Source organism: Sorangium sp. So ce394 (genome assembly GCF_051474665.1).
Classification (GTDB): domain Bacteria; phylum Myxococcota_A; class Polyangia; order Polyangiales; family Polyangiaceae; genus Sorangium; species Sorangium cellulosum_D.
This window is the reverse complement of sequence record NZ_CP150339.1, coordinates 6371364-6385183: the sequence shown is the minus strand read 5'-3', so window position 1 is coordinate 6385183 and position 13820 is coordinate 6371364. Positions and strand designations below refer to the sequence as shown.

Here is a 13820-nt window from a genome sequence, read left to right as displayed (position 1 = left end):
CCGGCGCCGGCATCGCCCCGGGCGGCGCTCGACGCGGGCGCGGCCGGCGCGCGGCCGCGCTTCACCCTGGTTGCCGCGCCGAACCCCGGTGGAAGTTAACGCGGAGTTGCAGGAACCCTGGAGGAAAGTTGACAGGAGCGCGGGTGATGTGCGAGCGGATGTCCGTGCGTCGAATAGCGCAGTTCCTCGAGCGGACCCTCCCCATCGCGGTGCTCGTCGTGGCGGTCGTGGGCGCTCCGGTCATGATCTTCTCGCCTCAGGGCCTGCCTCGCCTCCGGGAGCTCGAGAGAGAGCTCGCCGACGTCGAGGAGGAGAACGCCGAGCTCGGGCGGCAAATCGAGGCGCTCCGCGGCAAGGTGGCGCGCCTGCGCGACGACCCGACCGCCGTGGAGAGGATCGCGCGGGACAACCTGGGTCTCGTGCGGCAGAGCGAGGTGGTCTTTCAGTTCTCCCGCTGACGACTCGGGGTCTTCTGGCGCTCTCCAGGCCTCGTGTCGTATCGGACACCAGCGCTCCTCCGCCGGGCGCCCCGCATGATCGGGTGAGCTCGCCCGCCGCTCGGCGCCGCGCTGCCGCCGCGCCTGCGCCCTCCGAGCGCGACGCCGCTTCCACTCCCGTCGCGGCGCTCCGAGCGAGCGACGGCCGCCCCGGCGCCGCGCCCTCCGCGCCTCCGAGCGCGCCGCCGCGCGCCGGCCCCGCGGCGCCGCTGGCGAGGCGCGGTCGGCCCGCCCGCGCCGCCCGCGTCTCCTTATAGGGAGATCCGGCGCGCCGCTCGCGCGAAGGCCCCGGCGTCCGTCGTGGCCGAGCGCGGGGCGCTGCACGCTGGCAGCGCCCTTTCTGGTATCGTGCAGCGAGTGTCGCTAGACCTGGGCCGCCTCCTCATCTCCGCCGGCGCCGTCTCCAAGGCTGAGGTCGAAGCCGCCCTCTTCGTGGCGGTCCTGCGGGGCATCTCGTTCCCCCGCGCCCTCATCGACCGCGCCGCCATCACGGAGCGCGCCCTGGAGGCGGAGCTCGAGCGCCGCGGCGGCCTCGCGCTCCGGCAGGTCGTCGGCGCCCGCGATCTCGTCGCGCGCCTGCCGCGCGCCATGTGCCGCCGCCTCGGCGCCGTCCCGATCCGCGTCGACCCCGGCGCCGGCACCGTCGACGTCGCCGCCGCCGATCCGCTCGACCGCCACATCGCCGACGAGTTCAGCTTCCACCTCGGCGCGCCGGTGCGCATCTACCGCGCGCCGATCACGGCGATCGAGGAGGCCATCCGCGCCCTGGAGCTCGACGAGCGCGAGCAGGTCCCCGCCCGCTCGCGCCGGGCCACCCCGGCGTTCCCGCACGGCGCGCCCCAGTCGACCATCCCGCCGCCGCCGTCTTACGAGGTGCCCATCCCGCTCATCCGGCGCGCCGCGGTGCCCTCGTTCGACGAGCCGGGTCTCCACGAGCCGCCCAGCGGCAAACCAGGCCGCCGCGCTCCCGCGCACAACGGTCACGCCCTGCTCGCCGAGGCGCCGTCGTCTCAGGAGGAGCCGATCCTGCCGCTCCGCCACGCCAAGGCGGCGCCCGGCGCGCGCGGCTCTCCCGCGAGCGCGCGCGGCCCGCTGGAGGCCGAGCGCGGCGCGGGCGCGCGTCGGGCCACCCTGCGCGCGCCCGCGGACGTCGAGCCGCCGGCCGTCTCGTTCCCGCCGTCTCCGCCCGTGGAGATCTCTCCCCCGTTCAAGCTGCTCGCCTCGATCATGCCCCAGAGCTCGCCTGCGCCCGAGCGCGGCCCGGACGGCGGCGGGCGCGAGCCGGCCCCCTCGACGCGTCGGCTCGGTCGGCTGCCGCTCGACGCGCCCTCCGGCGTCGCCCCGGCGTCGCGCCGGAGCGCCGTGGCCGCGGAGGTCCCGCCGCTGCTGCGCCGCGGGGGTCGTCCCGAGGGCGCCGCGCCGCCGTCGAGCCTGCGCGCCGGGCGGCTCCCGGCGCTGCCTCCCGCGCCCGAGGAGCTCATCGATCCCCTCGACGACGACCCGCCGCCGCAGCCGTTCGTCGATCTGAGCGACGTCATCGACGCGCTCTACCTCGCGCGCACGCGGGACGATGTCGTCCGGCTCGCGCTGCGGGGCCTGCGCCTGTTCGCGCGGCGCGTCGCGATCTTCGCCGCGCACCGCGGGGTCTTCCGGGGGTTCGCCTGCAACGCGGAGTTCGGCGATCAGGAGGCGCTGCGGAAGCTCACCCTCCCGATGGATCAGCCGAGCATCCTCGCCACCGCCGTGGCGACGCACCTCTACGTCGGGCCGATCCCCGGCACGCCCACGCACGCGCCGCTGCTCGACGTCATGGTCAACCCGAGCCTCGACGTCGCCGCGGTCGCCGTGCAGGTCGTCGGCCGGCCCGCGATGATCCTGGTCGCCGACCGGATCATCGACACCGCGAGCGGGTCGCGCCGCATGGTCGAGCTCGCGCGCGCCGTGGGCGAGGCGTTCAGCCGGATCCTCTCCGCGCGCGGGTGAGCGCGGCGCGGCCGCGGCGCTCGATGCGGGGCCGCGTCGACCGCATGCGCGCGGCGGGCGGCGGCGCGCGCAGCGCTCGTTCCTCATCCCTCCAGCGACCTCCTCCGACGATCGCGGCGGCATCTCCTCGAGCTACCGCGGCGGCATCTCCTCGAGCGACGGCGAGCGCATCGCCTTGAGCGACGGCGAGCGCGCCGCGGGGGCGATCGCGACGCTCGAGCGGCGCCGCGCTGCGCGCGATCCTGAACGAGCACCGGTGAGCGACCGTCATCTGAGCGCGGGCCATCTCGGTAGGTGAACGCGGGTCATCTCGGTCGACGCCTCCGGCCGCTGCGCTCCGGCGTGCTGCGTCGCCGCTGCAGCGACGGCGCGATCTCGCCGGGCGCCTGTGGCAGCCGCTGGCCTTCTCGCGCGCCGCACACTGCTGCCGCGCGCATCGCTGCCGCGCGCATCGCTGCCGCGCGCATCGCTGCCGCGCGCATCGCTGCCGCGCGCATCGTTGCCGCGCGCATCGTTGCCGCGCGCGCTGTTGCCGTGGCGCAGGCCGCGCGCCGCTCTCGCGCCCGCGCGCATCGCGCCGCGCGCCGCAGGCGCCGCGTTGCAGGCTTGCGCGCCGTGGCTTTCATCCGCGCAACGAAGGCAGGAAAATCCCGATGCTTGTCGAGGTGCAAGTGCGCGTCGCCTGAACTCAAGAGGTGTGATTTTCCAGTGTGTCGGTCCCGGACGATCTGAGCGGTTTGCGTGTCACAGGAATTTTCCTGTGACGGGGGAACCCCGTGCGCTCCTTTCGAAATTTTTTACAATCCGGAACCCTTTTTCTGAACGGCGGTCAGATTTGGCTATCCGACTGAGGGTCAAATCGGGTTAAGGCATTTGGGTCTCATCTAGTTCGCGTAGACAGCGTGATTCGCCTCCCCGAAAGGAGCTTCAAATGCATCCTGCAAAGCCGCACCAGAGCAATGTGGTCACCCGTAAGCTCGCCGTGGTGATCGCTGGTTTGACCGCTGCTGCGGCCGGTTGCTCGGCAGACGTCGGCGACGGTAGCACCGAGGCAGTCGGCACGAATCAATTGGGATTTGACGACTTCGAGCGGACCGTCTTCCGCGAGGCTGACACTGGCATCTACATTGTTAACGGGGACACGCCTGTCGTAGATATCAAGCATCTGCGCGAGTTCTGGGAGACGCATGTGCGCGATGGTGCGCTGATCGTCAACCAGTCCGGGGGCAGCGATATTGTCTGGACGACGGAGCAGCGGCGCAATCTCACCTACTGCGTGAGCACGAGATTCGGGGGCAACTACGAGTCCGTCGTCGCTGCGATGGCGTCGGCCGTGGAGGCGTGGGAGGAGGTCGCGGACGTCGACTTCATCCACGTCGAGTCCGCCGACTCGAACTGCACGTCGAGCACCAGCAGCGTCCTGTTCGACGTGAACCCCGTGAACGCGGGCGGCCAGTACCTGGCGCGCGCCTTCTTCCCCGGCCAGTCGCGGTCGTCGCGGAACGTCCTGATCGACAGGACCGCTCACAACAGCTCCCAGCCCGATCTCACGGGCATTCTCCGCCACGAGCTGGGTCACACCCTCGGCTTCCGCCACGAGCACACCCGTCCTGAGTCGGGCGCCTGCTTCGAGGACGACAACTGGCGCGCCCTCACCGCGTACGACGGAGCGTCCGTCATGCACTATCCCCAGTGCAACGGCACCGGCGACAGGACGCTCAACCTCACGGAGAAGGACATCGCGGGCATCCAATCGCTCTACGGCGCCCCCGGCGGCGGCGGCGGCGGTGGCGGCGGTGGCGGCGGTGGCGGCGGCGGTGGCGGCGGCGGTGGCGGCGGCGGCGGTGGCGGCGGCGGCGGGGTGCCGACCACCGAGACCTTCAGCGGCCGCGTCGCCCGGGGCGCGTTCGACGCGGTCGGGCCCGCCGAGGGGATCGAGGTCGTCGCCGGAACGACCCTCACCGTGGTCATGACCGGGACCGGGGACCCCGACCTCTACGTGAAGTTCGGCGACGCGCCGACGGCGCGCTCGTTCGACTGCCGGCCGTACCTCAGCGACGCCAACGAGACCTGCACGCTCGAGGTGCCGGAAGGCGAGACGAGGGCCTTCATCAAGGTGCACGGCTACACGGCGTCGAACTTCGAGATCGAGGTGAGCTACTCCGCGCCGGGGGCGGCGGAAGGCGGCGGCAGCGCGACGTCCACGAGCTTCGAGGGCAGCATCTCGCGGCGCGAGACGGCAGCCCACGGGCCGATCGCGGTCGTCCCGGGCACGACCTTCCGGGCGGTGATGAGCGGCTCCGGGGATCCCGATCTCTACGTGCGGTTCGGCGAGCAGCCGACGCTGAGCGCCTACGACTGCCGCCCCTACCTCGACGGCGCGGACGAGACGTGCGAGCTGACGGTCCCCGAAGGTCAGTCGGAGGCCTTCCTCCTCGTGCAGGGATACGCGGCCAGCACGTACACGGTGAACGTCGACTACACGACCCCGTGAAGCGGAGAGGATCCGGGAAGTAAAGGCGATCCGTCTCGCGGAGAGACGCCGAGGAGAGCGGGCGCTCGTCTTCGGTGTCTTCCGCGATCGCGGCGCGAGCGCGGCACCGGATCGCCCGCGGGTGGGCTCACCCGCAGCGCCAGGGAGCCGCGGCGCCGCTCCCCCCCGCCTCGCAGGCCGTCGCCGACGCGGCGGCGCCGAGCGGGAGGGAGGTGATGAACTCGTCATCGGCCGACAGCGCCGCATCGCCGAGCACCACGAACGTGTCGCGACCGTCCTCGACGACCAGCTGATCGCTCAGGACGGCGTGGCTCTCGGCGGTCCCCTCGTCGAACATGCGGACGCTCGGCGCCGCGAGCGCCGCGCGCCGGGCGACCCACGCCGCGACCGGCGTCACGATCGAGCCCACCGGCGCATAGATGGTGGCCTCTCCGGTCGGGATCCGGACGAAGCCGGAGGCGCGGCCGGCCCTGCGGAGCAGCGCGGCGCCGTGCTGCGGATCGAGGATCATCCGCTTCACCACGCCGGCGGCGTCGCTGAGGGAGACGTCGGCGTAGACGAGGCGACCCGAGGGGTCGAGCTCGGCGTACTCGCGGAGAACGCCGCCGGTCGGGGGCGCGCCCTGCGCCGCTGACCCCTGGCCGGCGTCGGCGGGCGAGAGGCGGGTCTCGCTCGAGAGGGTCTCCGACCCATCCGGCCGGATCGCCCGCTCGACCCGGCTCTGCGCGCTGGGGCTGCCGAAGAACGTGTAAACCTTCTTCTCGGCCCGCTCGATCGATTCGCCCGGGAGGCAGGCCGCTGCCCCTCGAGCGACCCGATCCCCGACCGAGCTTGTCGCGCCGTCGCTACAGCCCACGAGCAGGCTGCCCGTGAGCGCGACCGCGAACAAAAGGGAGGTGCGTGTGCTCATACCCACTCTTCGCCGCAGCCTCCTGTTTATTTCGCGCGCGCTCCGTTTTTCGCGGCTGCCGGTTTCGGGCTGGCGGAGCGCGCGGCGAAAACGTGCGGCGCGCGGCGAAAACGTGCGGCGCACGGCAACGGCGAGCGGCGAGCGACAAGTGACAAGAGCGAGCGGCGAGCGGCAAGAGCGGCGAGCGGCAAGAGCGAGCGGCACGGGCGCGCGGCGACGGCGCATGGCGGAGCGCGGCGAAAGGCTGGGGGACAGCGCGCGGCAGGGGCATCGCGAACGCGCGGTGGGGTCGGCGCAGGCAAAATTCGCGGAGAAAGCGCGGCGGGCGGGCCGCCGATGAGGACCTGCACCGCGGGCTCGCCTGCGAGGAAATCGATCTCTGCGCCCCGGTGGATGGTAGGCTGCAGGCCCGGATCCATCACGGACGCCGCCGCTCGCCCATGCCGAACGAGACCCCTCACGCCCATCGCTCCACCCGGCTGCTGGCCGCGCTGCTCGTGGAGTTCGTCGCGCTCGCCGGATGCGTTGGAGAGCCCTTTCAGGTCGGTTACGGCGCCGGGACCGGGGGAGGGACCGGCGGCGGAAGCGGCGGGAGCGAGCCGATGGGCGGCGGCGGGAGCGAGCCGATGGGCGGCGGCGGCACCGGAGGAGGGACCGGCGGAGGGCCGCCCACCGCCGAGGTGACGTGGCCGGACTCGCCGACGAGACGCTGCTCCGACGGGACGATCGTGCTCGAGGCGTGCCCGGGACCGTCGGATCCCTTCTTCGGACAGGACGGCAACTACGAGATCGCCGTCCCCTCCTACACGGAAGGCGACGGCACCGTGAAAGACTCGGTGACCGGGCTCACGTGGGAAAAGGTGACGGAGAACGGGCTGTTCAAGCTGGAGGGCGCGCTGGAGCACTGCACGACGCTCAGCGCCGATCAGGTCGGCGGCATCGCGACGTGGCGCCTGCCGACGCGGCGCGAGCTCGTCTCCATCCTGGATTTTGGCCACACCACGGCGTTTCCGGACGTCTTCTTCACGAGCACCCAGGACAGCTTCTACTGGTCAGCGACCGACGTCGCCGACGACGACAGCTATGCGTGGGGCGTGCTCGCCGCCGACGCGTCCGTGGGGTTCTTCCAGAAGGACATGTCCGGCGCGCGAGCGCTGTGCGTCGGGGGCGAGGGCGGGGTGGAGTCGCCCGATCTGTCGTTCGGCGAGGAGTGGGTGCTCGATGGGCGGACGGGGCTCGTCTGGGAGCGTCACGCCTCCCTGACCCGCTTCATCTGGAACGGCGCGCTCGCCCACTGCGAGGAGCTCACCCTCGCCGGCAAGGGCGACTGGCGGCTGCCGAGCGCGAAGGAGCTGCTCTCGATCGTCGACGATCGACGCTCGGGGCCGGCGATCGACCCAGAGGCCTTCCCGGGGGCGCCGTCCGACGTCTTCTGGTCGTCGACGCCCGCCATCGGCAGCGCCGACAAGGCGATCCTCGTCAACTTCACGAACGGCACATCGCAGGACCACTCGGTCCGCGATCGGCGGCTCACGCGCTGCGTCCGCTCCGACGGGTGAGCGCCGCCCCAGCTCCGCCCGCCAGCAATCCCCGGCGGGATTTCTGACACGCGGAGCGGGCCGCGCGCTCCCTGCCGCGATGGCCGCCGCTCCGCGGCCCGGGCCGATCCGCCGCCCGCCGCGGCTCAGCCGCCGGGCTTGACGAACTTCAGCACGAAGCGGTCGCTCATGCCCCGCTTGTCGCCCGCCACCATGGGCGAGGCGTTCCAGTCGCGCGTGTCGCTCGGCGTCCGGAGGAAGCTCGCCTCGGCCGCGAGCCGGAAGCCGGCCTGCTCGATCTCCTGGCGCACGACCTTCTCCTCGATGCGGTGGAGCGTCTTCACCTCGGTGACGCCCGTCCCGTCGCGCCCCGCGTGATCGATGATCGCGAACACGCCGCCGGGCTTGAGCGCGCGGAAGATCGCGCGGTTCATCGCGGCCCGGTCCACCTCCATCCACACGGCGTCGTGATAGAAGAGGACGAGGAACACGGCGTCGAGATCGCGCGCCTCGGGCGGCAACGGGTCGTCGAGCTCGCGGTCGACCCGGACCACCTGCTTCATCGCGGGCTTCTTGAGCCGCTCGCTCCACGGCTTCTCGGCGAAGCGCTCGAGGACGAAGCGGTTGTTCTGCCCGTAGACGACCCCGCTCGGGCCGACCGCCCGCGCCAGGAGCTCGGCCGTGTAGCCGCCCCCTGCCATGAGCTCCGCGACCTTCATCCCCGGCTGGATGCCGAAGAAGGCGAGCGTCTCCGCGGGCTTCCGGCCAGCGTCGAGCGCCTTGTCGGCGTCCGCGCGGTCGGCGGCCTCCACGACGGCGCGCAGGGCCGCGGGCACGTCGACCGAGGTGGCCTGGGCGGGCGCCGAGGCGGCCGCGTCGGTCGGGGCGGGGGCCGTCGCGGCCGGCGCCGCATCGGGCGAGGCGGCCGGCGCGGCGGGAGGAGCGGACGGCGCCGCAGGAGACGCGGAGGCACACCCGGTGAGCGCGGCGAGGGCGAAGGCGAGGAGGGCGTGAGGACGTTGCACGCAGCGCTGCTAGCCGAGCGGGCTGAGCGCCGCAAGCGGCTCGGGCTGCGGGCGGTCAGCGCAGGGTGGCGGCGGGTGTCGCGCCCGCGGCGGGTGTCGCGCCCGCGGCGGATGTCGCGCCCGCGGCGGGTGTCGCGCCCGCGGCGGGTGTCGCGCCCGCGGCGGATGTCGCGCCCGCGGCTGGCGCTGCGTCGGCCGGGGAGCTCGCCGGCGGCGTCGCCCTTCGCAGGGGCAGGAGCGCCGCCTGCACCGCGGGGGCGAGCCGCGGCTGCGCCACGGCCGCAGCGCGCTGCGCGGCCGCGGGGTGCGCCGCGCTCAACCGGCCCTCACCGACGCGCACGCTGGCGACGGCGATCCCGGCCAGCGCGGCGCAGGCGATCGCCGCCGCGAGCAGGCGCTGCCGCGTCGCCCCGGCCGCCGGGAGGGCCGCGCTCGGCACCGACGCCGGCCGGAGCTCGTCCCGCGGCCGCTGCGAGGGGCTCCCCGGCCTCACGGACGGGGCCAGGAGCGGATCGAGCGAGCTCTCGTCGCTGGAGGGCGGCGCCACCGCATGGAATCCGCCGCTCAGCGGGGCGCTCGACGGCTCCGGCAGCGCCGCGCCGTCCGCGTCGAGCGGCTCGGCGTCGCCGCCGAGCGCCTGCGACGGACCGCTGAGCCGCCGCGTCACGCGCAGGGTGAACGGGCTGTCCTCGTCGACGCGCGCCAGCTCGCCCCCCTCCAGGTCGTCGTCGCCGTCGGCGTCCGGGCGCTCGGACACGGGCGGGCCCGCCGGGCGCGGCTCGGACGGCTCCTTCAGCGCCGCGCCCACGAGCGCCGCGAGATCCTCCGGCGCGCCGATCTCGTGGGCGGCCTCGCGGAGCGCCTCGATCGCCTCCAGCATGGCGCGCGCATCGGGGAAGCGATCCTCCCGCCGGGGCGCGAGCGCGCGCGCGAGGAGCGCCTCGAGGGCGGGGCTCACCTCGGGGCGCAGCTCGCTCGCCCGCAGCATCTGCCCCTCGCGCGCCGCGGCCATGCGCGTGGCGGCGCTGGTCCCGGAGAACGGCCGCGTGCCGGTGAGCATCTGGAAGAGCACCACCCCGAGCGCGAACAGGTCGGCGCGGGCGTCGACCCGCTCCCCGTCGAACTGCTCGGGCGGCATGTAGGTCGGCTTCCCGACGAGATCGCGCCTGGCCGCGTCGCCCGCTTCGCCCCGCGTCGCGATCGCCACGCCGAAGTCCGCGATCTTCACCGCGCCGGCCAGCGAGATGAGCACGTTCCCCGGGCTCACGTCGCGGTGCACCATCAGCCGCCCCTCGGCGGCCGAGCGCTCGTGCGCATAGCCGAGCCCCTTGAGCACCTCGGACGCGACGAAGAGCGCGACCGGCACCGGGACAGACTCCCCGCGCGCCCAGATCCATCGGCAGAGCCGGCCGAGGTCCGTTCCGGACACGAGCTCGAGCACGAGGTAGAAGTCGCCCGCCTCGTCGATGCCGAAGTCGAGCACCTCATCGATGTTGGGGTGCTTGAGGCGGGTCATCATGCTCGCCTCGGCGATGAAGAGCTGCTTGAGATCGTCGCTGCCGGCGTGCATCGGGACGATTCGCTTGATGGCGACCGGGATCTCCTCGCCATCCGGCCCGAGCGCGGCCGCGCGGAACACCTCGCCCATCCCGCCGCGCGCCATCCGCGGTCCGATGGCGTAACGCCCCAGCACAGACCCCCTCGATGGCGCGCTCTCCACGGTGCCCGACTGTAAATGGCTCCGAGGGGCCGGGTAAAGGGGCGACCGCGCTCGACCATCCTGGATGCCGGGGTCGATTGCACAAATCGACTCGCGGTGCTCCCACGCGGCCGAAGCCCGGCTGTCACGCGCGCGAGCGCGGCGGCACGTCCACGACGAATCTACGGCGGTCCGGTGGGGTCGCGCAGGGCCGACGTGCGCCGCAGGGTGCGGTGGATGTCGCTGGACCTGCACCGGTCTGGTACAAGTCCGCTCTGGACATGATGCACGCAGCCCTGAACGATTCGACTCCGGTTGTCTTCATCACCGGCGCTTCCGCTGGCTTCGGCGCGGCGATCGCCCGTCGCTTCGCGGGCCTGGGCGCTCGGCTGGTCCTGGCCGCGCGCCGTTACGAGCGCCTGGAGGCGCTCGCGGCCGAGCTCACGGGCGGCGGGGCGGGCTCGCCGCCCGGGGGTGGGCGGGCGGCCGCGGTCCACCTCGTCCGGCTGGACGTCCGGGATCGGGGCGCGGTGGATCGGGCGATCGCGGAGCTCCCGCCGGAGCTGTCCGAGGTGTCGGTGCTGGTCAACAACGCGGGCGGCGCGCTCGGCCTCTCGCCGGCGCAGACGGCGGATCCCGACGACTGGGAGCAGATGGTCGACACGAACATCAAGGGGCTGCTCCACTGCACGCGGGCGCTCTTGCCCGGGATGGTGGCGCGCGACCGGGGGCACATCATCAACATCGGCTCGGTGGCCGCCGAGACGCCGTATCCCGGGAGCAACGTCTACGGAGCGTGCAAGGCGTTCGTGGCGCAGTTCTCGCTGAACCTGCGCGCGGATCTCCTCGGCAGCCGGGTGCGCGTCACCGACATCGAGCCCGGCATGGCCGAGACGGAGTTCTCGCTGGTGCGCTTCAAGGGCGACCAGGAGAAGGCCGCCGCCGTCTACCAGGGGGTGAAGCCGCTCTCGGCCGAGGACGTGGCCGAGGCCGTGGTCTGGTGCGCGACGCTCCCGGAGCACGTCAACGTGAACCGGCTCGAGCTGATGCCGGTCATGCAGGCGTTCGCCGGCTTCGCGGTCAAGCGCGCTTAAGCGGCGTCGCCAGGGCACTCCCCTGGATGCAGGAGAGAGGGAACCACAGAGGGCACAGAGGAGAGAACAAGAGGAGGAGAGAAACAGCGCTTTTTATTCTTCTCTCCTCTGTGCCCTCTGTGCCTCTGTGGTTCAATCTTCTTCCCCGCGCGCGGCCCGTGCCTCACGCCTGGTGGAGCAAGATCTCGAGGAGCCCGAGCGCCGCGCGCTTGCGCTTCGCGTCGATGGCCTCGGTCGCGCCGACGCACAGGGGGCAGCCGGCCTGGTCGCAGCCGCACCCCGCGATGAGCTGCCGCGTGCGCGCGAGGAGCTCGTCGCGCTGCTCGTAGATGCGCTCGGACAGGCCGACGCCGCCGGGCACGTTGTCGAACAGGAACAGCGTCGGATCGAAGACCCCGGCCCGCTCGGCGCCCTCCGGGACGTCCGGCGTTCGCGCCTCGCTCCCGTCCTCGAGCGTCTGGCCGATGTCCCGCGGATCGCACATGAGCGAGAGCGTCGCGACCGTCTCCAGCGCCCGCGCGATCCCGCGCAGGCCGTCGATCGCGGTCGCGCGGCCGAGGCCGAGCTCCTCGCAGAGCGCCTCGGGCACGGTGAGCCAGAACGAGGTCGTGTGCATCTGGATGTCGGGCAGCCGCACGTCGCCATACCCCGTGTTCTCGTGCGTGTAGAACTTGATCTTCTTGTACCCAACCACCTTCTCCACGATGCTCACCTCGCCGAACGCGGCGGTCGCCCGGCCGAGCTGGGCGCTCGCGCTCTCGTCGAGGATGCTCACCTTTCGATGGGTGAGCGCGGTCGTGAAATAGTCGGGGACGACCTTCGTCACGAACGCCTTGTGGTTCTCGTAGTCGAGCCGCTCGACCTGATACTGCTCGCCGTCGTGCTGGTAGATGGCCTGTTCGTGGAGCATCGTCGGCGCCGCGCGCCAGTCGAGCTCCGCCAGCGTCTTGCCGAGCGCCTTGTCGATGATGACGAAGTTGTCCCAGCCCACCGAGCGCAGGCTCACGTGGTTCGCCGGATAGGCGTCGGTCGCCCAGTGAAAGCGATCGTTCGACTCGTGGACGACCCCGTTGTCCTGGAGGAAGCGGAGCGCCGCGACGGTGTCGTCCGCCGGCATCGCCGCGTAGGGCTCCCCCTTGAGGAACGGCAGCTCGAACGCCGCGCACTTGAGGTGCTGCACCAGGATCTCGGTGTTCTGCGGATCGATCCGGGCCGACTCGGCCCCGCGCTCGAGCAGGTAGCTCGGGTTCCTCGCGAGGTACTGGTCGAGCGCCGCGCTCGTCGCGCACAGGACGGCGATGCTCGTCTTGCCGCGCCGACCCGCGCGGCCGAAGCGCTGCCACGTCTCCGCGACCGACCCGGGGTAGCCGGCGCAGATCACCGCGTCGAGCTCGCCGATGTCGATGCCGAGCTCGAGCGCGTTCGTGGCCACGACGCAGAGGATCTCGCCCTCGCGGAGCCCCCGCTCGACCCGGCGGCGCGTCTCCGGGAGGTAGCCGCCGCGGTACGCCATGATCGCGTCCTCCGCCCCGATCTCCTTGCCGACGCCCTCGCGCAGGTACTTCAGCATGATCTCGACCGAGTTGCGCGACTGGCCGAACACCAACGTCGGCACGCGGGCCCGCGCGAGATCCCCGGCGAGGCGGACCGCGCTCTTCAGCGTGCTCGCGCGCACCCCGAGCTCCGCGTTCACGACGGGCGGGTTGTACAGGAAGAAGCGCCGCGGCCCGCGCGGGGCGCCCGACTCGTCGATGAGCTCGAGCTCGTCCTCGGCGACGCCCAGGAGGCGCGCGGCGTGCGCCCGCGGGTTGCCGATCGTCGCCGTCGCGCAGAGGAACGTCGGGCTCGAGCCGTGGAAGGCGGCGACGCGGCGCAGCCGGGCGAGCACGTGGGCGACGTGCGAGCCGAACACCCCGCGGTAGGTGTGGAGCTCGTCCAGCACGACGTAGCGCAGGCGCTGGAACGTCCGCGCCCAGTGCGCGTGGTGCGGCAGGATCCCCGCGTGAAGCATGTCGGGGTTGGTCATGACGATGGGGCTGCGCTCGCGCGCCGCCCGCCGCGCGTCGCCCGGCGTGTCCCCGTCGTAGACGATGGCCGGGATCGTGAGCCCCGCCTCGCGGATGAGCGCGTGCAGCCCGGCCTCCTGGTCCCGGGCGAGCGCCTTGGTCGGGTACAGGTAGATCGCGCTGCCGCCCTGGCCCGACGCGGCGCCCTCCGCCAGCGCGTCGAGCACCGGGAGGTGGAAGCAGAGGCTCTTGCCGCTCGCCGTCGGCGTCGCGACGACCACGTGCCGCCCGGCCTGCGCGGCCTCCGCCGCGCCGCGCGCCGCGCGGGCCGCCGCGAAGGCCCGCGCCTGGTGGTCGTAGAGCCGCGAGATGCCCCGCCGCTCCAGGGCGCCGCGCAGCGCCGGCGAGAGCGCCTCGGGCATCGGCGCGGTGCGCGCCTCGGCCGGCGGCATCTCGCGGTCCGCGGTGAAACAAGGGCGAACGTAGCCCGACGCGAGCCACGACGCGATGACGCTCTCGACGCCGGTCTCGATCTTCCAGGGGGGCGACGGCATGACGCCGGCATACTAAACAG

10 protein-coding genes are annotated in these 13820 nt (G+C 73.1%); 5 read left to right on the top strand and 5 right to left on the bottom strand.

Going from position 1 to position 13820, the window contains the following annotated elements; all coding sequences use genetic code 11:
- Positions 1-158 precede the first annotated feature (158 nt).
- Both WMF33_RS23450 and WMF33_RS23445 read left to right on the top strand, forming a co-directional pair.
- Positions 159-458, top strand: a complete 300-nt coding sequence (locus WMF33_RS23450) for an FtsB family cell division protein (protein ID WP_061625815.1) — start codon at positions 159-161, stop codon at positions 456-458.
- A 396-nt stretch (positions 459-854) separates the two neighbouring features.
- On the top strand, positions 855-2480 hold the full coding sequence (locus tag WMF33_RS23445; protein WP_437339210.1) for a hypothetical protein: 1626 nt from the start codon (positions 855-857) through the stop codon (positions 2478-2480).
- Between the two features lie 305 nt (positions 2481-2785).
- Here the strand turns inward: WMF33_RS23445 and WMF33_RS23440 are convergent, their stop codons facing one another.
- The gene (locus WMF33_RS23440) at positions 2786-3151 is read right to left on the bottom strand and encodes a hypothetical protein (protein ID WP_437339209.1); all 366 of its coding nucleotides are present in this window, start codon (positions 3149-3151) and stop codon (positions 2786-2788) included.
- A 260-nt stretch (positions 3152-3411) separates the two neighbouring features.
- Between WMF33_RS23440 and WMF33_RS23435 the strand changes: the two genes are divergently transcribed.
- Positions 3412-4974 (top strand): M57 family metalloprotease, encoded by a 1563-nt coding sequence (locus WMF33_RS23435; RefSeq protein ID WP_437339208.1) that lies wholly within the window; start codon positions 3412-3414, stop codon positions 4972-4974.
- Between the two features lie 127 nt (positions 4975-5101).
- Here WMF33_RS23435 and WMF33_RS23430 read toward each other — a convergent pair whose 3' ends face one another.
- The gene (locus WMF33_RS23430) at positions 5102-5884 is read right to left on the bottom strand and encodes a hypothetical protein (RefSeq protein ID WP_437339207.1); all 783 of its coding nucleotides are present in this window, start codon (positions 5882-5884) and stop codon (positions 5102-5104) included.
- Between the two features lie 440 nt (positions 5885-6324).
- On the opposite strand from WMF33_RS23430, the gene WMF33_RS23425 reads away from it, so the two are divergent.
- Positions 6325-7443: a DUF1566 domain-containing protein gene (locus WMF33_RS23425; RefSeq protein WP_437339206.1), complete on the top strand. Its 1119-nt coding sequence runs from the start codon at positions 6325-6327 to the stop codon at positions 7441-7443.
- A gap of 125 nt (positions 7444-7568) precedes the next feature.
- Here WMF33_RS23425 and WMF33_RS23420 read toward each other — a convergent pair whose 3' ends face one another.
- Positions 7569-8447, bottom strand: coding sequence for a class I SAM-dependent methyltransferase (locus tag WMF33_RS23420; RefSeq protein WP_437339205.1), 879 nt, complete (start codon positions 8445-8447; stop codon positions 7569-7571).
- A gap of 55 nt (positions 8448-8502) precedes the next feature.
- A complete protein-coding gene (locus WMF33_RS23415) occupies positions 8503-10110 on the bottom strand; it encodes a serine/threonine protein kinase (protein WP_437339204.1) in 1608 nt (535 codons plus the stop codon).
- Between the two features lie 317 nt (positions 10111-10427).
- Between WMF33_RS23415 and WMF33_RS23410 the strand changes: the two genes are divergently transcribed.
- The gene (locus WMF33_RS23410; RefSeq protein ID WP_437339203.1) at positions 10428-11240 is read left to right on the top strand and encodes an SDR family oxidoreductase; all 813 of its coding nucleotides are present in this window, start codon (positions 10428-10430) and stop codon (positions 11238-11240) included.
- Positions 11241-11403: 163 nt separating this feature from the next.
- On the opposite strand, the gene WMF33_RS23405 is transcribed toward WMF33_RS23410, so the two are convergent.
- Complete coding sequence (locus WMF33_RS23405) at positions 11404-13800, bottom strand: DEAD/DEAH box helicase (RefSeq protein ID WP_437339202.1); 2397 nt, start codon at positions 13798-13800, stop codon at positions 11404-11406.
- Positions 13801-13820 lie beyond the last annotated feature (20 nt).